Consider the following 22,924-nt stretch of genomic DNA (forward strand, 5'->3'; position numbering starts at 1 on the left):
GTCGAGCTGCGAGCGCGAGCGAAAAGGAGCCGCTGTATGCGCCGGTCGGCGGTCAGTCCGCGTCTTCGGTCTCGGCTTCGACCGAGTCGAACTGCTCGAACGCCTCGGCGGTGAGATCGCCAGTCGTGTCGACGATGTCGGTCCACTCGTCGTTGTCGGGGGCCATCCCGAGCAGCCGGGCGATCTTCATGATCGAGACGTGGTAGACTCGCTGACGACCCGGCTCCTCCTGCCAGACGATCATGTTACAGGGGAAGAGGCCGCCGATGCGGGGCGTCTCGTCGAGCGCCCGATCTGCGATCTCGGGGTTGCAGGCGCCGAGCACGTAGTACGGGTCGCGGTCCGCGTCGACCTTCTCGTTCAGAAGTTCGGCGGGCGAGAACTCGACGGGGATGCCGAAGCCGACGTCCTCGCAGACCTCGCGGACGTGCTCGACCGCCTCCTCGTGGTCCATCTCGAGGACGGCCTGTTTCTCGCCGAACTCGTCGGGGTCGATCGTCGCGGGATCGATAGGGAGACTCATGGGCGTCCATTCGCGCCCGCGGGCCTTAATCGGTCCCGTCGCGCTCGCCGTTCGCCATTCCCGTTCCCTCGAGCCCGGTCAGAACAGCGGCAACCACTCGAGGGCCCGCAGGAACGGCGTCGGATCGAACAGCGGTTCGTGGAGCACCAGCCAGTCCAGCAGGACGAGGCCGGCCCCGTGGGCGATCACCGAGGGGAGGATCGAGTCGGACTTGTAGTCGATCGCGCCGAAGAGCACGTCCGTCGGTCCCGAGAGCACGAACTCGATCGGCGGCTTCGAGGCGTGGTGAAGCATGTAGATAACGGGGCTGATGAACACCGCCTTGAATCCCAGTTCCTTGACGCCGACGCAGAGCAGCCCGCGGTAGTAGGTCTCGGCGGCCAACGCCAGCGTGAACAGCTTGATCGCGTGGGGAACGAACTCGGCCGGCGCCGCCGACGTCTCCCAGATCGGGTAGAACGCGCGGATCGGCGGGAGCGTCGAGCCCACCAGATAGAACGGCAGCACGAACAGCGCGAGGAGACCGGCGTTCCGAACGGCGACGCGGTTGATGTTCCAGCCGACGTGGCGCCCGTGCGACAGGCCCAGCGCGAGGGGGCCGCCGATCAGCAGGACGCTGTCGACGATCGTTCGCGGCCCCAGCTCGGCGGGGACGAGCTGCATCCACAGCAACGTCAGAACTGCACCCGTCAGTAGCGACTTCTGGACCCACGAGAGGCGGTCGAACTGCTCGCGAAGCCAACCGACGCCGCGGCCCGCTTCCGCCGCCACGGGTTACTCGTCCGCGGTCGGAACCGGTCCCGTTCCGATCACGTCGCGGACGTGGCGCTCGAACTCCTGGCGGCGCTGGAAGTACGTTTCGTCGACTTCCTCGAGAACCGCCGAGAGTTCGCGGGGCCCGTCGGGCGTGCGGATCACGCTGTCGCCCTCGAGGCGGTCGACCTCGCTCTTTTCCTTGGGCCAGGTCAGCCGGGACGTCACCCGAGCGAGGGGGGCTCCCTCGACGGGCGTGTGCTCACCGAGCGAAACGGCCGGTTCCTCGTCCTCGTCGTCGCTCATGGACGGCGATTCGCGAGCGCGTCGATTCAAGGTTTCGCTTCCGGCGGTGGAGCCGCCCCATCGACGAGGCGGTAAGGTGAGGCGGGACCTCTCCGACCGCCGAGGTGTGTCTGACGTAGGGTTTTGTGGTGGGAGGTCGAATGCCCGCGCATGACAAGCCTGACGGAGGTCTACGACGGGAACGGCCGGGGCGTGAGCCGCCGGCGCCTGTACGCGGGCTCCGGTCTCGTCCTGTGCGGTGCCGTTCTCGCCGTCGTGGCCGTGCTCGTGGCAACGACCGACCTCTTCGCCGATTTCGTCGTCGGGTTCGCCGACTGGGGAATGGCCGAGCAGTTCACGGTCGTCCGCGTCGCCGGCGTCCTCGCGGGGATGGGCGTCCCGGCCGCTCTCGTCGGCGTCTTCATCGTCCTCCCGGCGGGCCGTCGCGTCCGGGCCGCCGCCGCGATCAGCGCCAGCCTCTGTCTGCTCGGGGTCGTCCTGTTCTGGCACGCCTACCCCGAAAACTGGCGGTACGGCGAGAACACCCTCACGCTCGAGGTCTCGGCGATCTACCTCCTCGGGCTCTTCACCGCCGTCTGGTGTCTGTTCACCGCCGTCGTCAACTTCAAGACGCGCAACGATCCGGGCGGCATGCTCGAGATGAACGTCACCCGGCGCAACCAGACGATCGTCGAGGTCAACGAGGACGAGGGATCGTCGGGCGGCCTCGGCGGCATCGGTTTCCTCGGCGGCACGCCGGACGGGGATGTCGAGACGCAGACGAACGCGGCCGACGGAGGCGGCGAGGCCGACGACGACGGAACGACGCTCTCGTTCGACGAACCTTCCGGCGCGGGGCAGTCGACCGGCGGCGCAGGGTCCCCGATGGCCGGCGCCGGCACGACGCCCACGAGCGACGGCGGGACGGCGGCCTCGGACATCTCCTCGCCGCTCGACGGCGGCGCCGCGACCGAGGCGAGCGCCGAGCAGTTCGACGCCGAGATCGTCGAGTCCGCGGGGACGGGCCTGAACGCATCTACCGGCGCCACGGACAGCTCTTCCGACGATCACGCGGATCGGTACTGCGGCAACTGCCGGCACTTCGAGTACGTCCGTTCCGCCGACGGGATGGTTCCCTACTGCGCCCGCCACGACGCGGCGATGGACGACATGGACGCCTGCGACGAGTGGACGCCGAACCGACGCGAAAAGTAGGACGACCGCAGCCGCTTCCCTCGAGCGACTCCGCTTTTTACGGCCGCCGAAAATCAGCCCGAACCCAACTTAGAGCCCGAACAGCTGTCGCCCCGACTCGAGCAGCGGGGGCAGTCGGTAGACGATCGCGGCCGCGAGCAGCAGTTCGCCGGCCGTGACGACGACCATCATCAGGTCCGCGCGCTTGCTGCTGACCGCGACGCCGATCGGGAGGCCGAACTCCTTCTTCCAGACCGGGTAGAACAGCGCGATGCCGCGCTTACTCCCCGCGACGTCGAGAACGTAGTGCGTGAGGATGCCGATCCAGACGTACTCGAGGTTCCCGAAGAGTGCGGGGAAGGCGATGAAGCCGGCGAGCAGCGGCAGGTTGTGCAGCGTCTTGCGGTGTTTTCCAAAGGCCGTGTCGATGTCGGGCACCATGGCCCCGAGCGTGACCGGCACCCCGATTTCGACGATCGTTCGGAAGGTCGTCAGATCTCCCGCCGGCTCGAGCAGATACCCCAGTCCGATGCCCAACAGCACGGCGTTGAGGACGTGTCCCTTCTTGTTCATCACGCGGTACTCGAGAGTCGAGGGTGGAATAGTTTACCCTCGAGAGTCTCAGTACCGACGTACTGTATTCGAGGGCGACGGATCGAAGACCGGTTACGCCGTTCGTCACCCGCGTCGCAGTAGCTGATGGAGGGTTCGTTATTCGGCGTCGGCCCGAAACCCGTGGCGACTTAGAACAGCCCTGAATCGTCCGCTGGCGGGACGTCCCCGAGCGCACCGACAGCATCGATGGTGTTGGCGGCAAAGTAGACCGCCCCCTCGACGAGCACCGGGGGCGTCGTAAACGAGACATCGAATCCGTCGATGTGATAGTACCAGCGTACATCGCCGGTCTCGCGGTCGAACGCAGCGATCGTGGGCCACGTGGTCTCCAGGTCGAATTCCTCGTACTCGACCGGAGCGACGATCGTGTCCTGTCCGACACAGAGTCCCTCTTGGCATCCCTCAGCATCGAGACGCCACTCCACAGTGCCGTCCTCGAGAGAGATCGCCGCGAGGGTCTCGAAGGTGAGCCAGTACGCGGTTCCGTCCGCGATCGCGACGGCGTACGCCTCGCGGTCGTAATTGTCGAGGCTGCGGAGTCGTTCCCCCGTATCGACGTCGCGGACGGCGAGTTCGCCGTCGGCAGCAACGACGATTCCTTCGGCAGCCGATCTCGGTCCGAGCGCGACGTCCTCGAGTTTTCGGGTCCACACCCGACTTCCGTCAGCGATATCGAGGCGACACAGTTCCGACTCCGTGGCAACGTAAACGCCGTCGCCCCGAACCGCAGGGGCGTCGACCACGCGATCCGCAAGTGGCGCCGACCACCGCTGTTCTCCCGACGTGGTGTCAAACGCTGTGAGGCCAGCGTCTCGCCTAGACCGTTCAGGTACCAGCACGAGCGTCTCCTCGGGAACGGCGGTGAGCGTACTGAGGTTGACGGTACCGGATAGCGTCGCGGTCCACTCCTGGGTGCCTGAGTCGCGGTCGAGCGCGATTACCTGGTCTCCGTAGGCAGCGACCAGTAACGTTCCGACGACGGCAGAGGTGTAGTCGCTCGCCTCGTCGATACTGACCCTCCAGCGTTCGGATCCGTCCGTCGCGTCGAGCGCGACGATTTTCGGGCCAGGGTTCTGGTCGACGTTCCCGATGTAGACTGTCCCGTCGGCCACAACTGGTGGCCAGCGCGTGAACGCGTCCGACGTCCAAGCGAGGTTCCCGCGCGGAGGGACGGTCGCCTCCGTCGCTCCCGTGTTGCCCTCGTCGCGCATGTACTGTCGCCACGAACCCGACGGGGTCGAAGGGAGGGACCGATCACGGCGACCGAGACAGCCGCCGAGGCCGACACCAGCGGCGGTCGCAGTCAGTACAGTTCTCCGGTCGACGACGGCCGTATTCTCTGCTGTCTCACTCCCTCGGGGACCGCCCATGTTAATGAATTAATAAATATTAAACTATGTATTTTGTGAAACATGTGGTGAAAAGGGATCGCAAGGCCCCTTCTATATCTTGTCTGTCGGTTGTGCCAAGTCTGGAGAAACCAAGAATTCGGTCGCAGGACTGAACGAAGAAACTGCACGGCCGTCAGCTGCTAGCCGTCGCTTGACGACCGAGACTCGGATTCGATCTCCTCGAGCAGATCCTCGAGCGCCCGTTCGACGGTCCGTGCTCGCACGGCCGCGCGGTCGCCGTCGAACTCGTAGCGGGTCGCGGTGGCGTACGACGACTCGCTGCCCCACGGGCCGGCGTAGGCGACCCCGATGTAGACCGTCCCGACCGGCGTCTCCTCGGTGCCGCCGGAGGGGCCCGCGACGCCGGTCGCGGAGACGCCCCAGGTCGCGTCCGCGGTGTCGCGGATTCCGCGGGCCATCTCGCGGGCTACCGGCGCCGAGACTGCGCCGCGTTCGTCCAGCGCCTCCCGGCTGACGCCGAGTTCGCGGCGCTTGGCGTCGTAGGCGTAGGTCGTCGCGCCGGAGTCGAAGTAGTCGCTCGCGCCCGGGATCGCCGTAACCGTCGCGCCGATCAGTCCGCCGGTGCAAGATTCGGCGACCGCGAGCGTGGCGTCGGTTTCGCGAAGCGCCTCCCCGACCGCTCGCGAGCGCTCGAGGTCGATGTCGATGCCGGCCATACGCGGGCGTAGGACCGGTACCGTTGTGAATGGGCGGGTTCCGACTCGAGACGGGAGCGTGCGTCCGGCCGCCGTTTCTCGTTCCGTAACGTGACGAAACCGATTTGGTATCGATGTGACACGTAGTAAGTACGATGGCCGAATCAGAGCGGACGAGACGCGCTGACGGGGCCTCCATCGGGGACCTCGTCCGCGTCGTCGTCGCCAGGCGGACGTACAAGAACCTGTGTTACCTGCTGCTTGCGATTCCGCTCGGGATGGCGTACTACACGGCGTTGCTGCTCGGGCTCGGGTTCGGAACCGCGCTCGTGCTCGTCGGCGTCGGGATCCCGATTCTGATCGGCACCGTCCTCGGAACGCGGCTCTTCGCGGCCCTCGAGCGGTCGCTCGCGAACGCGTTGCTGGAGGTTGAACTGCGGTCGCCCGACGACGTCCGCCCGGGACCCGACGACGGACTCGTCGCCAGTCTCAGGCGGTATCTCGACGCGCCCTCGACGTGGCGCGGGCTCGCCTTTCTGATGGTGAAAAGCTGGCTCGGGATCGTCGGGGTCGTGCTGGTGCTCCTGTTCGGGACCCTGCTCTCGTTGCTCACCGCGCCGCTTCGGTATCCCCACGAGGTGGAGTTCGGGACGGTCAACGACCAGCCGGTTACGTGGCTGATCAACACGCCCGCGGAACTCGCCCTCGCGGTTTCGGTCGGTGCCGTTCTCGGCGTCGCCGCCCTGCACGTCTCGAACGGGTTCGCGTACGCCGCGCGGCGGAGTGCGGTCGCGCTGCTCGACGGTGCGGACCCAGACGGGGACGCCGATTCGGTTCCGGACCCGGGTGCGGACTCGGACCTGGACTCGACCGAGGTTCGATCGGCCGACCGGTGACCGACGACCGCCCAGCCGCCGAAAGAAAAACCCTCCTTCCCCGGTCGCTATACGCCCGGTATGGAGTACGAGACGCCGCTGTTCTTTCGCGTCATGCAGTACGCCTCGAGTGCGGATCGGGACGTCATCGACATGGTCAGCGGGAACCCCGACTGGGACCCGCCCGCGGCGCTGCGCGAGGGGCTGCACGAGTACGCCGACCTCGAGTCCGCGGCCTTCCAGTACCCGCCCAGCGACGGCCTGCGCGAGCTACGGGAGGAGATCGCTGCCCGCCGCGGCGTCGACGTCGAGCAGGTCGTCGTCACAAACGGCGCCGGCGAGGCCAACTACCTCGCGATGGCCCGCGCGCTCGAGCGCGACCGCGGCGACGAGGTGCTGCTGACCGATCCGGTCTATCCCTACTACCCCGGCAAGACGACGATGCTCGGCGGCACCCAGCGGTTCGTCGCGGCCGACGAGGACGGCCAACTCGATCCGGCCGACGTGCGCGCGGCCGCGAGCGAGCGGACGGGTGCGATCGTGGTCAACTCGCCGAACAACCCGACCGGCGCGGTCTACCCCGAAGAAACGATCGAAGAACTCGTCGCGATCGCCGAGGAGTACGATGCGATCCTCGTCAGCGACGAGGTGTACGACCACTACGATCTCTCGGGGCGGTTCGCGAGCGCCCTCGAGGTCGAGTCGGACCACCGAATCGTCACCAACGCCTTCTCGAAGTCGCTGGCGATCACCGGCTTCCGCGTCGGCTACGCGATCTTCCCGCGGGACCTCGTCGAGGCGGCCAGGAGCCGCCACATGCTGGTTAACGTGGCCGGCAGCCGTCCCGCCCAGTATGCGGTCCTGCAGGCTCTCCGGGAAACCGACCCCGCGTACTACGAGGCGAACCGCGAACTCCTGCGCGAGCGCGTAGCAACCTTCACCGACGCGCTGGACGCCGCCGGTGCCGAGTACACGACACCTGAGGGATCGTTCTACGTGCTGGCGCGCTTCGAGGACTACCCCGGCACGCTCGAGAACGTCTTCCGGCTGATCGACGAGGCCGGCGTGGCGGGGATGCCCGGCGACGCCTTCGGCGAGTCGCGGTCGGACTGGCTGCGGTTCGCGCTGGTGACGCCCCGCGTCGAGGAGGCGGCGGAGCGGCTGGCGACGTACTTCTCGTGATCGCCCGAATTGTGGCGAAGCGCGACGACCGCTCGAGACCGACGAATACTCGTGCCGGGCGCTGGAACGGAGCGGTATGAGCGGAATCGACGTCGAGCCGGTCGACGAGAGCGAGGAGCACGACACGGCCACGGACGACGATAACACGATCGAGGTCACGCCGACGGACTCGGTCGAGGACGAGGGACGCGAGACCGTCGACGTCGAACCGTCCGACGAGCCCATCGAGGGGCCCGACTACATCCTGTACGGCGGGAAGGGCGGCGTTGGGAAGACGACGATGGCGGCCGCGACCGCGCTCGACAGCGCCCGCGGCGGCACCAGCACGCTCGTCGTCTCGACGGACCCCGCCCACTCGCTGTCGGACACCTTCGAGACCGCGGTTCCGGCAGAGCCCGGCCGAATCCGCGACGACATCCCCCTCTACGCGGCCGAGATCGATCCCGAAGCCGCGATGGAGCAGGGGAAGACGGCGATGTTCGGCGGCGCCGGCGGCCCGGACGACGGGGATGCCGCGAGCGCGGATTCGATGGGAATGGACGCCGATCCCGATGCCGGGGCTGGCTCCGGGATGGGACCGGGGGCCGGAGCCGGCGGCCCCCTCGGCGACCTGGGCGGTCTCGGCGAGATGCTCGGCGGCGAATCTCCGATGGAGGCGCTGTTCGGCGGCGCGATGCCCGGCGCCGACGAGGCCGCCGCCATGCAGCTCCTGCTCGAGTACATGGACGACCCCCGGTTCGAGCGCGTGGTCGTCGACACCGCGCCGACGGGCCACACGCTCCGCCTGCTGAAACTGCCCGAACTGATGGACACCATGATGGGCCGGATCATCAAGCTCCGCCAGCGGCTCAGCGGCATGTTCGAAGGGATGAAGGGCATGTTCGGCGGGCAGGACCCGCCCGAGGACGAGAGCGACCTCGACGATCTGGACGAACTCCGCGACCGAATCGAGCGGCTCCGGGCGGTCCTGCAGGATCCCGCGCGGACCGACTTCCGGATCGTCATGATCCCCGAGGAGATGAGCGTCTTCGAGTCCAAGCGCCTGCGCCAGCAACTGCGGGAGTTCGACATCCCCGTCGGGACGATCGTCGTCAACCGCGTCATGGAACCGCTCTCGGACGTGACCGACGACGTGCAGGGCGCGGGCGAGTTCCTCCAGCCGAACCTCGAGGACTGCGAGTTCTGTCAGCGCCGCTGGGACGTCCAGCAGGGCGCGCTCGCGGAGGCCCAGGACCTGTTCCGCGGCACCGACGTCCGCCGCGTTCCGCTGTTCGCCGACGAGGTCCGCGGCGAGGGGATGCTCGAGGTCGTCGCGGCCTGTCTGCGGTAGGTCTCGTTTTCGCTTTCTGTCCGCCCGTTTGCGTTACTCCGTCGTCGCCGGCACGACCGTCACCGGCCGATCGCTCTCGAGGATGACCGCCTGGACGACGCTACCGAACAGCACCTTGCCGACCGGCGACCGCTTCCGGACGCCGACGACGATCGCGTCGCTGTCGTACTCTGCGGCGCGCTCGAGGATCGTCTCGGCCGGATCGCCCGTCGCCTCGTGGACGGCGTACTCGACGCCGCCGTCCGCGAGGAGATCGATCGCCGTTTCGACGGACTCCGGAATGCGCTGGAGGTCTCGCAGTTCCTCCATCTCCTCCTCGTAGGACTCCGCGAAGCCGCCGGCCGCCCACTCGGCGTCGGCGGTCGCCGCCTCGTCGTGGACGTGGAGCACGTCGACGAAGACCTCCGACGCCGCCCGCGGGAGCGCGAGGACCGATTCGACCTGTCGGCGCGCTCGAGCCGGGTCGTCCTCGACGGGAAGCAGTACGCGGTACATGGCCGGACGTTCGACGTCGCGACGTAAAGTCGTTCGCGGGGGTCGACAGCAGCTATTCGACCATCGCCGGCTCGTCGATCGGCGGCTCGAGGCGGATCGCGTACGCCAGCAGGCCGGCGGCGACGAGGCAGCCGGCGGCCAGCAGCCACCACGAGGCCCGGTAGCCGACGGTATCGGCGAGGTAGCCGAAGGCGGGCGGGGCGAGGATCGACCCGGCCACGAGCGCCAGTTGGCCGCCGGCGGTCGCGCCGCCCATCTCGTCGGCGCCGACCAGCGTCGCCATGCAGGAGTAGTAGACGCCGGTGTTTCCGAGGACGAAAAAGCCCAGCGCCGCGAAGGCGACGGTCGCCGACAGCGGGGTCGCAGTGGCGGCGACGGCGACGAACAGCGCGGCGCTGCCGAGCGCCTGCACGATCAGGATCGCCCCGATCCGGACCCGGGGTTCGCCGGGGAGCGCGTCGCTCAGCCAACCCGTCACGATTCGACCCCCGCTGCCGGTCAGCTGGACCAGCGCGAGGACGACGCCGCCGAACGCGACCGAGGTGCCGATCTCCTCCGCGACGAACAACACGGTGTAGCCGGTCGTCGTGAACAGCGCGGCGCCGAGGAAGAAGCCGGCCGCGACGAGAACTCGGTACGGGCGATTGTGGGACAGCGCACGGAAGTCGGGGTACTCCGCCCGTCCGTTGTCGTCCGATCCCGGGTACAGGACGGCGAAGACCGCGACGACGACCAGTCCGACGGCGGCGGCGACCAGGAAGCCGGCCTGCCAGAAGAAGACGCCAGCCAGCCCCGTTACGAGCAGCGAACTGGTCCCGCTGCCGGCGGTGACGCCGACCTGCTTGATCCCCATCGCGAGGTTCTGCCGGCCGGCCGCGACGTTGTCGTAGATCGCCTTGTTCGTCCCCGGAATCGCCGTCGCGTACAGCGATCCGAGGACGAAGGCGGCGGCGAGCAAGAGGGCGTAGGACGGCGCGCCGGCGACCAGGACGGCGCCGCTCGAGAGGCCCAGCAGGCCGATCACGAGCGTCCGGCGCTCGCCGTAGCGGTCGACGAGCGCGCCGACCGGCAGCAGGAAGGTCGCGTAGCCGAGCGTCAGCGCCGTTACGACGAAGCCGACGGAGAGCCTCGAGAGGCCGAACGCCTCGCGAAAGAGCGCGGTTGCGGCGAAGACGGTGTAGTAACAGACGCTCGCGGCGACCTGCCAGAGCGTGACGAGCGAGACCGTCCGCCAGTGGGATCGTGGCTGCGACTGCGACCGGGCCATCGAGTCGAAGCGACGTTTTCCGAGGAGCCGCTTTACCGTGGTGCAATCGGACGCAGGCGCGGCGGCGGGCTACTCGCCGTCTTCGCCTTCGTCGCCATCCCCGTCCCACTCGCCGCCGATCCGATCGACGCCCATCATCGACTCGCCGGGATGCTCCGTGAAGACGACCTTCATGTTCTCGTCCGGAACGTCGAACCGCTCGCCGACGTACGCCATCGTCTCGAGGGCGAACGCGCGTTTCCGTTCGAACGGTCGCCCCTGCCGGATCTCGGCGTCCAGAAAGCAGAGCGGTCCCTCGACGGCGCGCCCGAGGTGCAACGCTGCGGGCTCGTGCTCTCGGATCGTGACGGCGACGTGGCCCGCGGTCGTCGCCATCTCCTCGGTGTAGATGGCGGTCACACGGTCGGCGAGAGCCTCCTTCTCGTCGGCCGATAGCGACAGCGTCGTGTCGAACTGGAGGAGCGGCATACCCCGGCTTGGTGGCCCGGTTCCTTCTGCGTTGCCGGTGCGATTGATTTCGTCTGCCGAACGTGTTCCGGCTTCGAAAAATCTTTAGCCGCAGTGACTGACTAGGCAGTCAGTGAGTATCGAATCGAATCCAGTCGACGATAGCGGCGCAGTCACGGTCTCGCCGGGCCGTGCGAGCGGCGCCGAGTGCCGTCCGTTCCGAACGCGATTCGCCCCCGCAGCCGGCGGCGACGATGCCGCCCGCCGCCGGCTCCGGCCCCCCTCTCTCGGTGACAGATGAGTTCCGGGACCCCCTCCGACGAGCCGGAACCGTCCGAGAACGACGATGAGACGGCGGGAGACGGCGGCCCCGATGGATCCGGCGGCCCCGACCTCGAGCCGACCCTCGGCGACGTGAGCGGCTCGATCACCGAGGGGAGCCTCGTGCGGCCGCTCTTTCACCTCGCCTGGCCGATCGTCGTCATCCAGCTGTTGCAGGTCACCTACAACGTCGTCGACACGCTCTACCTCGGTCGGCTCTCCACGGACGCCGTCGGCGCGATCAGCCTCGCCTTTCCGCTGATCTTCCTGCTGATCTCCATCGCCGGCGGCTTTACGACCGCGGGGGCGATCCTCGTCGCCCAGTACACCGGCGCATCGGGCGACCGCTCGGCGGGCGTCGTGACCGGCCAGACCGTCTCCTTCGTCGGCCTCCTCTCGATCGTTCTCGGCATCGTCGGCTACTTCTACACCCGCCCGGCGCTCGAGATCCTGCCGAGCGATCAGGAGACGTCCGCGGCCGTCATCCCGCTGGCGGCGGACTACATGGAGATCGTCTTCCTCGGACTGCCGCTGATGTTCGGCTTCTTCGTCTTCTCCGCGCTGATGCGCGGCTACGGCGACACGCGGACGCCGATGCTCGTCATGGTCGTCTCCGTGTTCATCAACGTCGTCCTCGACCCGTTCTTCATCTTCGGCTTCCAGGAGAATCCGCTGTTCGGCTGGGTCGGAATGGGCGGCCTCGAGCAAAGCCTCTACGCGACGACCGGCTTCACCGGGCTCGGCATCGAGGGGGCCGCGCTCGCGACGATCCTCGCGCGGGGCGTCGGGACCGCGATCGGACTCGGGCTGCTCTTCGGAACCGATCTCGGGCCGACCGCGAGCCTCGAGCACCTGCGGCCGGACTTCGACCTGATCGAGGACATCGTCCGCCTCGGGACGCCGAGCATGGTCGAGCAGAGCACGAGCGCGCTGGCGATGATCTCGCTGACGGCGATGGTCGTCACCTTCTCGCCGCCGGTCGTCTCGGCCTACGGGCTCGGGAACCGGCTGATCTCGATCGTCTTCCTGCCCGCGATGGGGCTGGGTCGGGCGATCGACACGATGGTCGGCCAGAACCTCGGTGCCGATCGAGCCGATCGGGCCGCCCGCTCGACCTGGCTCGCCGCGGCGACCGGCTCCGGGATCATGCTGCTGGTCGCCGTCGTCGCGGTCGCGTTCACCGAGCCGATCGTGAGCGTCTTCCTCGGCAACGTCGACGGCGCGGCGGAGACGATCGCCTACGGCGTCGAGTACGTCCGTATTCGATCCGTGGAGTTCGCCTTCATCGGCGTCTCGCAGGTGATGCTCGGCGCGTTCCGCGGGGCCGGAAACACGAAGACCGCGATGGTAATCTCGATCATCACGCTGTGGGTCGGTCGCGTCGGCTCCGTCTTCGCACTCGTGTTCATCTTCGACTGGGGCGCGACCGGCGTCTGGATCGGGATGGCCGTCGGGAACGTCCTCGGGGCGCTCGTCGGCGTCGCGTGGTTCACCCGGGGCACCTGGAAGGAGAAGTACATCGACGACGAGGGCGTCGACGCCGTCGCGAGCAGTTCGGCCGACTGATCCGCCGGTCCGTCACCGGACGCCGTACGCCGCGCTTACGGCCGTACGTTTCAATTTCCATCAATTGCTGTTTAATAGCCCCCTCTGGAAGCCCCGTACGGATGACGTCGCCTACCCGGAACCGGTGGCAGTCCATCGCCCGGCGGTGCTGGACGGCCCTGTGGCGGCTCAACGCGCGGACGAAAGCGTACCTCGCTCTCGACGCGCCGGCGATCGCCGGCGATATGCGGGCCGTACGGTCGTCGGAGGACGGAGACGGGGACGAAGTACAGGCGGCTCGAGCCGCCCTCCTCGGCGCCGCTGCCGACGGCGGTCGCGGCTCGCGCCCCGACGAGCAGCCGGGGTCGACCGCCGGTGACGCCGGACGAACCGACGCTCGCGCCGGTGCTGAACGGGACGTCGACGCGGCGTCCGGCGGTGGCAACGGCGGCGACGGAGGTGGGGGTGGGAACGGGGGCGGCTCGCCGTTCGACGTCGGCGGCTCGTACGGGCGCCGCCAGCAGATCGGCTTCGTCCTCGGGCCGGTGCTGTTCGCGCTGATCTTCCTCTCGCCGACGCCCGAGGGGTTGTCGGCCGGGGGCAAGGCGGTCGCGGCCGTCACCGCCTGGGTCGCCGTCTGGTGGATGTCCGAGGCGATTCCGATCCCCGCGACGTCGCTGCTGCCGATCGTCATGTTCCCGCTGACCGGCGCGCTCCCGGCGGCCGACACGACGCCGTCGTACGCCCACCCGCTGATATTCCTCTTCATGGGCGGCTTCTTCCTCGCGATGGCGATGCAGCGGTGGGGGCTCCACCGGCGGATCGCGCTCCGGACGATCAAAGCCGTCGGTACCGAGCCCTCCCGGCTCATCCTCGGATTCATGCTCTCGACGGCGTTCCTCTCGATGTGGGTCTCCAACAGCGCGACGGTGATGATGATGGTTCCAATCGCGCTGGCGGTCATCTACCAGACCGCTGACCTGGTCGAGGAGGCCGACCTCGAGGTCGACACGAGCGAGGGGAACTTCTCCTTCGGCGTCGCGCTGATGCTGTGTATCGCTTACGGCGCCTCCGTCGGCGGCGTCTCGACGCTGATCGGCACCCCGCCGAACGTCCTCTTCGCGGGCCAGGCGTCGGAGCTGTTCGGCCAGTCGGTCAGCTTCGCCGAGTGGATGCTCTACGGCGTTCCCATCTCGATCGTCGGCCTCGTGGCCGTCTACGTCTACGTCACCCGCGCGGTCTCGCCCCAGTTTAGCGAACTCCCCGCAGGCGCGGACACGATCGACCGCGAACTCGAGCGCCTCGGATCGATGAACAAACAGGAGAAGCTGGTCGCCGTCGTCTTCGTCGGCATGGCCGCGTCCTGGATCGGCGCCAGTCTGATCGAACCGCTGCTCGGCGCGACGCCGCCCGAGGACGCCGACACGATCGTCGCTATCGGCGGCGCGCTGGTGCTCTTTACGCTGCCGACGACCGCCGACGGCGAGCGGACCTTCCTGCTCGACTGGAGCAGCGCCGTCGACATCCCGTGGGGCGTGATCCTCCTGTTCGGCGGCGGGCTCGCGATCGCCAACGCTTTCGGCGAGACCGGACTGGCGGCCTGGATCGGCGAGCAACTGCAACTGCTCGAGGGCGTTTCGATGGTCGTCATCCTGCTGGCGGTCGTGACGATGACGATCTTCCTCACCGAGGTCACCTCGAACACGGCGACGACGGCCATGTTGATGCCGATCCTCGCCGGCGTCGCGGTCGGCATCGGCGTCCACCCGTTCGGGCTGATGATCGCGGGCGCGACGGCGGCCTCCTTTGCGTTCATGCTGCCGGTCGCGACGCCGCCGAACGCCATCGTCTTCGGCAGCGGCTACATCACGCTGCCCCAGATGGCCCGCGTGGGCGTCGGCCTCAACGTCATCGGCATCGTCCTCATCACGCTGGTCGCGCTGGGCTGGCTGCCGCTGGCCTGGGGGATCGACCTCGGAACGCTCCCGACTGAGTTCGTCGAGGCGTGGTCCGGGTGAGCGGTCGAGTAGGCGGCCGGAAGTCGCTCGGAACCGAATCGCTGTTCCGCCGGGATATTTGAGCGATCGATCGTTATGGTCGTTCGAACTTCCGGACTCGCAGCCTTCAAAAGGGCCTGTACGACCGTTCTCGGAATCCGGGAATGAGTGGAGTCCTTGATAGGCGTCTTGTCGAAACGTAGCGTGAGGCGTAATGTCGTACCGCGATTACAGCGACCAAACCGCACAGGGGTGGGACCGTTCGATCCTCGAGGTCCTCGACCGGACGAATCAAGCGACCGCCGCGGAGCTCGCCGCGGCGCTGGAGACGCATCCGATGACGATCGAGCGGCAGTGTCGGCACCTCCAGCGAGAGGGGTACGTCCGGCGCGGTGTCGCGGGCACGTACACCCTCGCGGAGGAGGGCAAGCGACGAGCGGAATCGATGGCTGCGGACTGATTCTTCGCGGGCGCGTCGGAGCGCGTCGCGGATGCGTCGTCTACGGTCGTAGTCGCTACTCTCGCTCGAAAATACGGTCGGCTGCCGTCGACTGCGCTCGAGTCGGCGCGAAAACAGACGTTGAACCGTCAGTGCGGTCGAGCCAGCCGCCGGTAGTAACTTCGTTCTGCGGTTACGCGCTCGCGAGTCAGACCAGCTTCCGGAGCAGTCCGTACCCCGCGTCGCGGAGCCAATCCGGCAGGTACTGCGCGTAGACGCCGTACTGCGCGAGCGGCCCGACCGGGTAGCGCGCCGGCGGCTCGGGGGTCGTCCCGGCCTCGAGAATCGCCCGGGCGACGTCTTCGGGCTGGGAGGCGAAGGGGCCGCCGCTGCCGCCGCCGATCAGCTGCATCTCGTCGTAGAGATCGTACAGCGTCTCGTAGGCCGGCGTGCGCTCGTCGGCGGGCAGTTCCTCGTCGACGCGGTCGGTGAAGTTCGTCTCGACCGGGCCGGGTTCGATCACGACGACGTCGATCCCGAACTCCTCGACCTCGGCGCGCAGCGAGTCGCTCATCGCCTCGAGGGCGTGCTTCGAGCCCGAGTAGACGCCGGAGCCGGGGAACGCGACGCGGCCGACGACGCTCGAGACGTTGATGATCCGGCCGGTGCCCTGGGCGCGCATGTGCGGGAGCGCGGCGCGGACGAGCCGGTGGGGGCCGTAGACGTTGACGTCGAACTGACGGTGCAGGTCGGCCGTCGAGACGTCCTCGAGCGGCCCCATCTGCGCGTAGCCGGCGTTGTTGACCAGACAGTCGATCGCGCCGGCGATGTCGACGGTCCGCTCGACGGCCCGCGCGACCTGGTCGGGGTCGGTGACGTCGAGTTCGAGGGTCGTACAGCCCGCCTCCTCGAGGTCTGTGATGTCCTCTGCGTTGCGGGCCGTCGCGATCACCTGCCAGTCGTCCTCGAGGAACGCCCGCGCGGTCGCGCGGCCGATGCCGGAGGAGCAGCCGGTGATGAGGACGCTCTTCTTGCGGGTGTAGCGGTCGTCCCCGCGGTCGGCGTGGTCGGCGCGCTCGCGGTCGGTTGCGCTCGCAGTCCCGGTCCCAGTATCGCGGTCCGCCTCGACGGCGCCGTCTGAATCGCCGTCTTCGACTTCCTCAGCGGTGGCCATGTGGGAGACGTTCGTGCGACGACACCTAAGTAGCGACGGTTTGTCTCGCTGGCCGAACTGTTCGGCGGCGGGACCGGTCCCGTCCGCCGGCACGAGGGAGTCCTGAGCCGCTCGCCGACGCGTCACGCGCCCGCCCGCTCGGCCATCATATCGGCCGCCCTGTCGGCCCAGTCGCCCCACTGGAAGCCGATCGCGACGACGAGAGACCACCAGGCGTAGCTACAGACGATCCCCGCGTAGACGCCCGGCAGGCCGAATCCGAGCGTCACCCCGGCGAGGTACGACAGGCCGAGCATGAACGCGAACGTCCCCGTAAACCGGGCGTAGAACGGCGTCCGCGTGTCGCCCGCGCCCTTGAGACTCCCCGAAACCGGGAAGAAGATCCCGAAGAAGACCATCGAGACGCCGAAGACGCGGGTGAACGCGGCCGCGTACTCGAGCGTCGCGGCGTCGTTCGTAAAGACGCGTGCGATCGGCGTCGCGCCGGCGACCAGCACGGCGCCGGCGACCCCGAGCGTAATGAGGCTGAGCGCGGTCATCGCCAGGCCCGCGAAGCGCGCGTCCGCGGCGTCCCCCTCGCCGAGCGTCTGGCCGACGATGATGCTCGCGGCGACGCTGAACGAGCGGTACAGCGGCCCGGTCAGTTGCTGGTAGATCCGGCGTCCGATGTGGTACGCCGCCGTTACCTCGGTGCCGAAGGTCAACAACAGCGCGTTGAACGGGAAGTTCGCGACCGAGGTGCTCATCCCCTCGGCAAAGTTCGGGAGGCTCACCGCGACGAGTTGCCGGGTGATCGTCAGCGATCGCGGCCGGGCGAAGCCGAGGTCAGTTCGCGCGCTCGCGATCGCCGCCGTCATCAGGACGGCCTCGAGCGTCCGGCTGATCGCCGTCGCGAGCCCGACGCCGACGATCTCGAGGCGCGGCAGGCCGGCGATTCCGAGACCGAGCCCGACGGTCGCGAAGATGTTGACCGCGTTCGCGACGACGTTGACGGCCATCGGGGTCCGCGTGTCGCCGGTCCCCTGTAACGACCGCGCGCCCACGAGGCCGACGATCCGCATCGGCGCCGCGGCGAAGACCAGCGCGAGGTAGCGCCCGCCCATCTCGACGACCGCGGGTTCGGCGCCCAACACGGCGATCAGCGGCTCCGAAACCGCGAGTCCGACCGCGATCAGCGGCAGCCCCAGCGCGAAGCCGATGCAAAACGCCTGCGTGATGGCCCGATCGCGGGTCGCCGTCGCGCCGCGGCCGGTGTCCTGACTCGAGAGGGCGATCGCGCCGGTGCCGAGGCCGAGGCCGATCCGTAGGGGCAGTTGCGCGTACAGGTCCGCGAGACCGATCGCGGCGACGGCCGCCGGCGAGAAGAGTCCGGTGACGACGACGTCGACGGTCCGCATCAGCGTGTTGAACGTCTGCTGGAGCGCGATCGGCCACGACAGCGCTATCGTGCGCCGCCAGAGCGCGAGGACCCGTCGTCGATCGACCCGGTCGGCAAGCCGCATACGCGAGCAGAACGGGAATGCATCGTATCAGCGTGTCGATACCGGCCGGCGCTACTGCATCGATTCGGGACTGCCGTTCCGTTAGTCCTGCAGTTCCCGCTTCGCCTCGCCAGCGTAGTTGTCCGCCAGTCGAACGGGCTCGGGCAGTTTGTACGAGGTGGCGCAATCGAGGGCGATGTCGGCGGCCGTCTCGGGCCCGACGCGGTGTCCGGGACTGACGTACAGCGGGTTGATGTAGCGGTTCGGCGAGTCGTACTGGCGCGTCTGGACGGCGTAGCCCAGCAGCGTCCCGTCCGGTGCGTCGACCCGCGAGTTCGATTCGATCGGGACGCGCGTCCCCTCCGACAAGTTGTCGGTCTCCTCGGTCGGCGTCCCGCAGAGCAGACTCTTCGCGACGCCGACGCTGGGGACATCCAGCACGACGCCCATGTGCGTCGCGATGCCGGCCTGGCGGAAGTGGATGCGGCCGCTGCCGTCGAATAAGAGGAGGTCCGGCTCGACCGAGAGTTCCTCGAGCGCCGCGAGGATCGGCTTCCCCTCGCGGAAGGAGAGCAACCCGGGGATGTAGGGGATCTCGAGGTCGGTCACGGCGGAGGCGCGCTCGATCACGTCGCCGGCCTGCGTGGCGACGACGGCGGACAGCGCGCGGTCTTGATCGCCGTCGTCGTTCGTCAGGAACGATTGGTCGACGCCGGCGACGATCGGCGGCTTCGCTTCGGTTCCGTTCTCGAGGGCGGAGTGAGGATCTGCGTCGCCGCTCGAGCCGCTCGAGTCGCTCGAGGCCGCGTCGCCGGTCGCGGCCGTCGAATCCGCGAGAGTCGTCTGTGCGCCGTCCTCGGGTTCGGCGGGCGACGCGGCCACTGCGCGAGGGTCGAACGCGAAATCGTCCTCGAAGACGGCTGCGGCGGCGATCTCGCGCTGGAGGGCTTCCATCTCCTCGCGCGAGAGTCCGGCGTCGGGAACGAGATCGGGTCGGGATACGCTCATCGATAGGCCACGGTTGGCAGCGCGCGAAAATCAGTTACGGGGTTGCGACGTAGCGAGGTCGGTTGCCCGAACGCTGGCCGGGACGAGCCTTCAGAACCGGCGTCGACCGCCGGGTCCGCCGGGGCCACCCGGACCGCCCGGGCCGCCGGGTCCGCCGCCGAGTTGGAACTGGTTCGGCGCACGGACGTTCTGGGTCCGCTTGACGTACTCGCCGTATCCGAGGCCGAGCAGGAGGCCGATCAGGTGCGCCCCGTGTGCGATGTTGCCACCGCCGCCAGTTCCGAGGAAGAATACGCTGAAGACCGCGTATCCGGCCGCGAGCAGCCAGATCGGAACAGGGAGGATGAAGTAGAGGTACACCTTAAGGCCCGGGTTCAAGACGGTCAGCACGCCCAGGATCGCGAGTGCGGCGCCGCTCGCGCCGAGGACGCCGCCCATGAACGGCGACGCGCCGCCGGCCTGAATGATCTGGATGGCGATCTGTCCCAGTCCCGCGAGCGCGCCGCTGACGAGGAACAGGATCGCGTAGTCTCGCGACCCGACGTAGCGCTCGACGAGCGGGCCGAAGAAGAATATCACGATGCTGTTCCCGACGATGTGGTAGAGGCCGCCGTGGGCGAAGATCGACGTGAACCACGTCCAAACGTACTCGGGATAGTACGGACGGAGTATGAACAGGCTCTGCATCAACTCGGGGTTGATCGAGCCGATGAGAATCTGGAGCCCGAACGTGAGCCACATCAGCGCGAGGAACGTGTACGTCATGTTCCCGCGGAAGTACGCCAGCGGACCGCCGGGGCCGGTGTCGATCGGCAGCTTATCGAGCACTCTCGAGGACGCTGACGCGCTCCCGGAGCCGCCGTCGACGCTGTCGTCGAAGCCGCTGTCGAAGACGCCGCTGGGGTCGTTCCAGTCCTGCAACCCCGTGCAGTCGTGGTTCTCGGGAAGCCGGTGGTCGGCACAGAACGTGCCGCCGCAGTGCCGACAGTTGTACGGCATGTTTTCGTCCTTCCCACACACGTCGCATTTGGCCATTGGTGAGGGGTAAGTGCGGCGTTGCTAAGGGATTTGGGGTTCCGCGTCGCACGCCGGAGTCGCGTACTCACCGGAAGCTTCGCTGGACGCCACCCGCAAGCGCGAACCGTGACCACATTTTTGCCGGTCTGCCCCCAACGAACGGACGTGCAAGAGTACGAGCGCAAGCAACTGCTCGAGCGCGTCGAGCGCGAGGGCGCGACCGTCGGCGCGGACATCCCGGACACCATCGAGGTCCAGGGGGAGGAGATCGACCTCCGGACCTTCGTCTTCGAGATCAAGCGCCGCGAGACGGTCCCGCCCGGCGAGCGTGACCGCGTCGAGCAGGCCAAACGGAACCTGCGCCGCGAGCGCAACGAGCGCCTCGAGCGGATCGAGGAGGGCGACATCTCCCGCGAGCGGGGCGAGGAACTCGCCCGGAGCATCATCGGCATCGACCGGGCGCTGAACGCCCTAGAGAACCTCGGCCCGACTGACATCGAGCGCGAGCAGCAGGCCCAGCAGGCCGCCGACACGAAGCGCTGGATGTCGTTCCTGAAGAAGGCGTTAGGCCAGGAAGACGCCAACAACGCGCGGAGGGGGCTCTGATTCCATGGCGACCAACGCCGAAATCGCCGGCCGGTTCGAGGAGTTCGCCGACCTGCTCGAGGCCGACGACGTCGAGTACAAGCCCCGCGCGTACCGCCGCGCGGCCGAGCACGTTCGCGGCCACCCGCGGCCGATCGCCGACTACGTCGACGACGGGGATCGGGAGGCCATCGAGGACATCGACGGCGTCGGCGAGGCGATCGCGGACAAGATCGTCGAGTACGTCGAGACCGGCGAAATCGAGGAACTCGAGGAGTTGCGCGCGGAGCTGCCGATCGACATCGCCGACATCACGCGCATCGAAGGCGTCGGCCCGAAGACGGCGGGCAAGCTCTACCGCGAACTCGGGATCGAGACTTTGGACGATCTCGAGGAGGCCGCCGAAGCCGGCGAGGTGCAGGAGGTCAAGGGCTTCGGCCCCAAAACCGAGCAGAACATCCTCGAGAACCTCGAGTTCGCCCGCGAAGTCGGCCAGCGCCAGCTGCTGGGCGAGGCGCGCCCCCTCGCTGACGACGTCCTCGCATTCCTCGAATCGGTCGAGGCGGTCGAGCGCTGCGAGGTCGCGGGCTCGATCCGGCGCTGGCAGGAGACGATCGGCGACGTGGACGTGCTGGTCGCGACCGAGGACGGCGAGGCGGTGATCGACGCCTTCCGCGGGTGGGACTCGGTCGACGACGAGATCGAGTCCGGCCCCGAAAAAGCGAGCGTCAGGGTCGGCGAAATTCGGGTCGATCTGCGCGTGGTCGTCCCCGAGGAGTTCGGCTCCGCGCTCCAGTACTTCACCGGCAGCAAGGACCACAACGTCAGCCTGCGCAACTACGCGATCGACCGCGGGATGAAGCTGAACGAGTACGGCGCCTTCGACGTCTCGAACGTCGAGGATGAGGTGGCGGGCCAGCGAGTCGGCGAGCGCGTCGCCGGCGAGACCGAAGCGGGAATGTACGAGGCGCTCGGCCTCGAGTGGATCCCGCCGGAGCTCCGGACGGATCGCGGCGAGATCGAGGCTGCCGCGAACGGCGAGCTTCCGGACCTCCTGACCCGCGAGGACGTCCGCGGCGACCTCCACAGCCACACCGAGTGGTCCGACGGCAACAACACCATCGAGGAGATGGTCGACGGCGCCGCGGCGATGGGCTACGACTACTACGCCGTCGCGGACCACGCCGAAGGCCCCGGCATCGTCGGCGGAATGGGCCTCTCGGACACCGAAATCCTGGAGCAGGTCGAACAGATCCGCGAGGTCGACGCGGCCAGCGACATCGCAGTCTTCGCGGGCATCGAGGCGAACGTCGACGCCGAAGGCGAGATCGACCTCTCCGACGAGGTGATCGACGCGCTGGACGTGATCGTCGCCTCGACCCACAGCGCGCTCGATCAGGACGCCGAAACCGCCACGGATCGCCTCGTCCGTGCGATCGAGAACCCCGCGATCGACGTGCTGGGCCACCCGAGCGGCCGCCTGCTCAACGAGCGCTCCGGACTGGACTTCGACGCGACCGCGCTGGGCCGGGCCGCCGCCGAGCACGACACCGCCCTCGAGGTCAACTCCAACCCGCGACGGCTGGACCTGTGGGGCAGCGCCGTCCAGGCCGCCGTCGAGGCGGGCGCGCCGATCGCGATCAACACCGACGCGCACCAGCCCTCGACGCTCGAGTACATGCGCTGGGGCGTCCACACGGCCCGGCGCGGCTGGGCCGAGGCCGACGACGTGATCAACACCTGGGAACTCGAGAAGATTCGGGAGTTCCTCCACTGACCGCTTCGGTTTCCCTCGTCCGCGAGTACCATGCGATTCCTCCTCGACGTCATGTGCGGCGGCCTCGTCTCGTACCTCCGGATGTGCAACCACGATACGGTCTACGCCGGCGACCGCGGGCTCGAGGCCGACGCTGCCCTCTTGACAGTCGTTCGCGAGGAGGACCGGATGCCCGTCACTCGTGACGTCCAACTCGCGAGTCGTGCCGAGGACGCGATGTTGCTCGAGTCCCGCGACGTTGCGGACCAACTCGCCGAACTCGCGGCGACGGGCGTCGACCTCTCGCTGGCCGACCAGCCGCGGTTTTGCGGCCGGTGTAACGGGCGGCTCGAGCCGCTCGAACGGGCGGCGTCGACGCCCGAGTATGCGCCCGATCCCGCCGAGACTGCCGTCTGGACGTGTCGGTCTTGTGGGCAGCACTTCTGGCGCGGCAGCCACTGGGATCGGGTCGCCGAGACGCTGTCGGGACTCGAGGATCGCGGGGGCGAGTAGCGAGAGGGAACCGCCCGTCGCTCGGCCAGTTCCTCGAGGCCGTGCTACCCGACACATCCCAGCACAATCGTTTCG

At 68.3% G+C, this 22,924-nt stretch carries 23 protein-coding genes; 10 read left to right on the top strand and 13 right to left on the bottom strand.

What is annotated here, in order from left to right; translation table 11 throughout:
* Nucleotides 1–52 precede the first annotated feature (52 nt).
* The 3 genes from HALXA_RS16715 to HALXA_RS16725 all read right to left on the bottom strand — a co-directional run bounded on the left by HALXA_RS16715 (nt 53) and on the right by HALXA_RS16725 (nt 1,582).
* A complete protein-coding gene (locus HALXA_RS16715; RefSeq protein ID WP_013881579.1) occupies nt 53–523 on the bottom strand; it encodes a DUF302 domain-containing protein in 471 nt (156 codons plus the stop codon).
* Between the two features lie 78 nt (nt 524–601).
* The gene (locus HALXA_RS16720; RefSeq protein WP_013881580.1) at nt 602–1,294 is read right to left on the bottom strand and encodes a CPBP family glutamic-type intramembrane protease; all 693 of its coding nucleotides are present in this window, start codon (nt 1,292–1,294) and stop codon (nt 602–604) included.
* A 3-nt stretch (nt 1,295–1,297) separates the two neighbouring features.
* On the bottom strand, nt 1,298–1,582 hold the full coding sequence (locus tag HALXA_RS16725) for a DUF5789 family protein (protein WP_013881581.1): 285 nt from the start codon (nt 1,580–1,582) through the stop codon (nt 1,298–1,300).
* A gap of 150 nt (nt 1,583–1,732) precedes the next feature.
* On the opposite strand from HALXA_RS16725, the gene HALXA_RS16730 reads away from it, so the two are divergent.
* On the top strand, nt 1,733–2,776 hold the full coding sequence (locus HALXA_RS16730) for a DUF7139 domain-containing protein (RefSeq protein WP_013881582.1): 1,044 nt from the start codon (nt 1,733–1,735) through the stop codon (nt 2,774–2,776).
* A gap of 69 nt (nt 2,777–2,845) precedes the next feature.
* Here the strand turns inward: HALXA_RS16730 and HALXA_RS16735 are convergent, their stop codons facing one another.
* From HALXA_RS16735 to HALXA_RS16745, 3 genes are all read right to left on the bottom strand, one after another.
* Nucleotides 2,846–3,328 carry a metal-dependent hydrolase gene (locus HALXA_RS16735; RefSeq protein WP_013881583.1) on the bottom strand — a complete coding sequence of 161 codons (483 nt, stop codon included), beginning with the start codon at nt 3,326–3,328 and terminating at the stop codon, nt 2,846–2,848.
* A gap of 170 nt (nt 3,329–3,498) precedes the next feature.
* On the bottom strand, nt 3,499–4,581 hold the full coding sequence (locus HALXA_RS16740; protein WP_013881584.1) for an outer membrane protein assembly factor BamB family protein: 1,083 nt from the start codon (nt 4,579–4,581) through the stop codon (nt 3,499–3,501).
* Nucleotides 4,582–4,901: 320 nt separating this feature from the next.
* Entirely contained in the window at nt 4,902–5,438 is a 537-nt protein-coding gene (locus HALXA_RS16745) for a CinA family protein (RefSeq protein WP_013881585.1), read from the bottom strand.
* A gap of 134 nt (nt 5,439–5,572) precedes the next feature.
* Between HALXA_RS16745 and HALXA_RS16750 the strand changes: the two genes are divergently transcribed.
* The 3 genes from HALXA_RS16750 to HALXA_RS16760 all read left to right on the top strand — a co-directional run bounded on the left by HALXA_RS16750 (nt 5,573) and on the right by HALXA_RS16760 (nt 8,804).
* The gene (locus tag HALXA_RS16750) at nt 5,573–6,313 is read left to right on the top strand and encodes a sensor domain-containing protein (protein WP_013881586.1); all 741 of its coding nucleotides are present in this window, start codon (nt 5,573–5,575) and stop codon (nt 6,311–6,313) included.
* Nucleotides 6,314–6,373: 60 nt separating this feature from the next.
* Nucleotides 6,374–7,474, top strand: coding sequence for a pyridoxal phosphate-dependent aminotransferase (locus HALXA_RS16755; protein WP_013881587.1), 1,101 nt, complete (start codon nt 6,374–6,376; stop codon nt 7,472–7,474).
* Between the two features lie 76 nt (nt 7,475–7,550).
* Nucleotides 7,551–8,804 carry an ArsA family ATPase gene (locus tag HALXA_RS16760; RefSeq protein ID WP_013881588.1) on the top strand — a complete coding sequence of 418 codons (1,254 nt, stop codon included), beginning with the start codon at nt 7,551–7,553 and terminating at the stop codon, nt 8,802–8,804.
* Nucleotides 8,805–8,837: 33 nt separating this feature from the next.
* Here the strand turns inward: HALXA_RS16760 and HALXA_RS16765 are convergent, their stop codons facing one another.
* From HALXA_RS16765 to HALXA_RS16775, 3 genes are all read right to left on the bottom strand, one after another.
* Nucleotides 8,838–9,299 (bottom strand): universal stress protein, encoded by a 462-nt coding sequence (locus HALXA_RS16765; RefSeq protein WP_013881589.1) that lies wholly within the window; start codon nt 9,297–9,299, stop codon nt 8,838–8,840.
* A gap of 52 nt (nt 9,300–9,351) precedes the next feature.
* A complete protein-coding gene (locus HALXA_RS16770; RefSeq protein ID WP_013881590.1) occupies nt 9,352–10,566 on the bottom strand; it encodes an MFS transporter in 1,215 nt (404 codons plus the stop codon).
* A 69-nt stretch (nt 10,567–10,635) separates the two neighbouring features.
* On the bottom strand, nt 10,636–11,034 hold the full coding sequence (locus HALXA_RS16775; RefSeq protein WP_013881591.1) for a tautomerase family protein: 399 nt from the start codon (nt 11,032–11,034) through the stop codon (nt 10,636–10,638).
* Nucleotides 11,035–11,310: 276 nt separating this feature from the next.
* Here HALXA_RS16775 and HALXA_RS16780 point away from each other — a divergent pair, with 276 nt between their 5' ends.
* From HALXA_RS16780 to HALXA_RS16790, 3 genes are all read left to right on the top strand, one after another.
* Complete coding sequence (locus HALXA_RS16780; protein WP_013881592.1) at nt 11,311–12,900, top strand: MATE family efflux transporter; 1,590 nt, start codon at nt 11,311–11,313, stop codon at nt 12,898–12,900.
* Nucleotides 12,901–13,001: 101 nt separating this feature from the next.
* Entirely contained in the window at nt 13,002–14,897 is a 1,896-nt protein-coding gene (locus HALXA_RS16785; protein ID WP_013881593.1) for an SLC13 family permease, read from the top strand.
* A gap of 193 nt (nt 14,898–15,090) precedes the next feature.
* Nucleotides 15,091–15,336 (top strand): MarR family transcriptional regulator, encoded by a 246-nt coding sequence (locus tag HALXA_RS16790; RefSeq protein ID WP_013881594.1) that lies wholly within the window; start codon nt 15,091–15,093, stop codon nt 15,334–15,336.
* Nucleotides 15,337–15,523: 187 nt separating this feature from the next.
* Here the strand turns inward: HALXA_RS16790 and HALXA_RS16795 are convergent, their stop codons facing one another.
* From HALXA_RS16795 to HALXA_RS16810, 4 genes are all read right to left on the bottom strand, one after another.
* Nucleotides 15,524–16,489: an SDR family oxidoreductase gene (locus HALXA_RS16795; RefSeq protein WP_013881595.1), complete on the bottom strand. Its 966-nt coding sequence runs from the start codon at nt 16,487–16,489 to the stop codon at nt 15,524–15,526.
* 122 nt (nt 16,490–16,611) lie between these two features.
* Nucleotides 16,612–17,991: an MATE family efflux transporter gene (locus HALXA_RS16800; protein ID WP_013881596.1), complete on the bottom strand. Its 1,380-nt coding sequence runs from the start codon at nt 17,989–17,991 to the stop codon at nt 16,612–16,614.
* 81 nt (nt 17,992–18,072) lie between these two features.
* Nucleotides 18,073–18,978 (bottom strand): endonuclease V, encoded by a 906-nt coding sequence (locus tag HALXA_RS16805; RefSeq protein WP_013881597.1) that lies wholly within the window; start codon nt 18,976–18,978, stop codon nt 18,073–18,075.
* Nucleotides 18,979–19,068: 90 nt separating this feature from the next.
* Nucleotides 19,069–20,013 (bottom strand): rhomboid family intramembrane serine protease, encoded by a 945-nt coding sequence (locus HALXA_RS16810; protein ID WP_013881598.1) that lies wholly within the window; start codon nt 20,011–20,013, stop codon nt 19,069–19,071.
* A gap of 147 nt (nt 20,014–20,160) precedes the next feature.
* Here HALXA_RS16810 and HALXA_RS16815 point away from each other — a divergent pair, with 147 nt between their 5' ends.
* The 3 genes from HALXA_RS16815 to HALXA_RS16825 are packed head-to-tail and all read left to right on the top strand — an operon-like array spanning nt 20,161 to nt 22,849.
* Entirely contained in the window at nt 20,161–20,601 is a 441-nt protein-coding gene (locus tag HALXA_RS16815; protein ID WP_013881599.1) for a DUF5788 family protein, read from the top strand.
* Nucleotides 20,602–20,605: 4 nt separating this feature from the next.
* A complete protein-coding gene (gene polX, locus HALXA_RS16820) occupies nt 20,606–22,357 on the top strand; it encodes a DNA polymerase/3'-5' exonuclease PolX (protein WP_013881600.1) in 1,752 nt (583 codons plus the stop codon).
* Nucleotides 22,358–22,387: 30 nt separating this feature from the next.
* A complete protein-coding gene (locus HALXA_RS16825; RefSeq protein WP_013881601.1) occupies nt 22,388–22,849 on the top strand; it encodes a Mut7-C RNAse domain-containing protein in 462 nt (153 codons plus the stop codon).
* Nucleotides 22,850–22,924: the final 75 nt, after the last annotated feature.

Source organism: Halopiger xanaduensis SH-6 (assembly GCF_000217715.1).
Classification (GTDB): Archaea; Halobacteriota; Halobacteria; order Halobacteriales; family Natrialbaceae; genus Halopiger; species Halopiger xanaduensis.

Excerpts from the sequence above, each read along its gene's own strand:
- HALXA_RS16715 (WP_013881579.1), bottom strand. The coding sequence starts at position 523 with ATGAGTCTCCCTATCGATCCCGCGACGATCGACCCCGACGAGTTCGGC.
- HALXA_RS16725 (WP_013881581.1), bottom strand. The coding sequence starts at position 1,582 with ATGAGCGACGACGAGGACGAGGAACCGGCCGTTTCGCTCGGTGAGCAC.
- HALXA_RS16730 (WP_013881582.1), top strand. The coding sequence starts at position 1,733 with ATGACAAGCCTGACGGAGGTCTACGACGGGAACGGCCGGGGCGTGAGC.
- HALXA_RS16735 (WP_013881583.1), bottom strand. The coding sequence starts at position 3,328 with ATGAACAAGAAGGGACACGTCCTCAACGCCGTGCTGTTGGGCATCGGA.
- HALXA_RS16740 (WP_013881584.1), bottom strand. The coding sequence starts at position 4,581 with ATGCGCGACGAGGGCAACACGGGAGCGACGGAGGCGACCGTCCCTCCG.
- HALXA_RS16745 (WP_013881585.1), bottom strand. The coding sequence starts at position 5,438 with ATGGCCGGCATCGACATCGACCTCGAGCGCTCGCGAGCGGTCGGGGAG.
- HALXA_RS16750 (WP_013881586.1), top strand. The coding sequence starts at position 5,573 with ATGGCCGAATCAGAGCGGACGAGACGCGCTGACGGGGCCTCCATCGGG.
- HALXA_RS16755 (WP_013881587.1), top strand. The coding sequence starts at position 6,374 with ATGGAGTACGAGACGCCGCTGTTCTTTCGCGTCATGCAGTACGCCTCG.
- HALXA_RS16760 (WP_013881588.1), top strand. The coding sequence starts at position 7,551 with ATGAGCGGAATCGACGTCGAGCCGGTCGACGAGAGCGAGGAGCACGAC.
- HALXA_RS16765 (WP_013881589.1), bottom strand. The coding sequence starts at position 9,299 with ATGTACCGCGTACTGCTTCCCGTCGAGGACGACCCGGCTCGAGCGCGC.
- HALXA_RS16770 (WP_013881590.1), bottom strand. The coding sequence starts at position 10,566 with ATGGCCCGGTCGCAGTCGCAGCCACGATCCCACTGGCGGACGGTCTCG.
- HALXA_RS16775 (WP_013881591.1), bottom strand. The coding sequence starts at position 11,034 with ATGCCGCTCCTCCAGTTCGACACGACGCTGTCGCTATCGGCCGACGAG.
- HALXA_RS16780 (WP_013881592.1), top strand. The coding sequence starts at position 11,311 with ATGAGTTCCGGGACCCCCTCCGACGAGCCGGAACCGTCCGAGAACGAC.
- HALXA_RS16785 (WP_013881593.1), top strand. The coding sequence starts at position 13,002 with ATGACGTCGCCTACCCGGAACCGGTGGCAGTCCATCGCCCGGCGGTGC.
- HALXA_RS16790 (WP_013881594.1), top strand. The coding sequence starts at position 15,091 with ATGTCGTACCGCGATTACAGCGACCAAACCGCACAGGGGTGGGACCGT.
- HALXA_RS16795 (WP_013881595.1), bottom strand. The coding sequence starts at position 16,489 with ATGGCCACCGCTGAGGAAGTCGAAGACGGCGATTCAGACGGCGCCGTC.
- HALXA_RS16800 (WP_013881596.1), bottom strand. The coding sequence starts at position 17,991 with ATGCGGCTTGCCGACCGGGTCGATCGACGACGGGTCCTCGCGCTCTGG.
- HALXA_RS16805 (WP_013881597.1), bottom strand. The coding sequence starts at position 18,978 with ATGAGCGTATCCCGACCCGATCTCGTTCCCGACGCCGGACTCTCGCGC.
- HALXA_RS16810 (WP_013881598.1), bottom strand. The coding sequence starts at position 20,013 with ATGGCCAAATGCGACGTGTGTGGGAAGGACGAAAACATGCCGTACAAC.
- polX (WP_013881600.1), top strand. The coding sequence starts at position 20,606 with ATGGCGACCAACGCCGAAATCGCCGGCCGGTTCGAGGAGTTCGCCGAC.
- HALXA_RS16825 (WP_013881601.1), top strand. The coding sequence starts at position 22,388 with ATGCGATTCCTCCTCGACGTCATGTGCGGCGGCCTCGTCTCGTACCTC.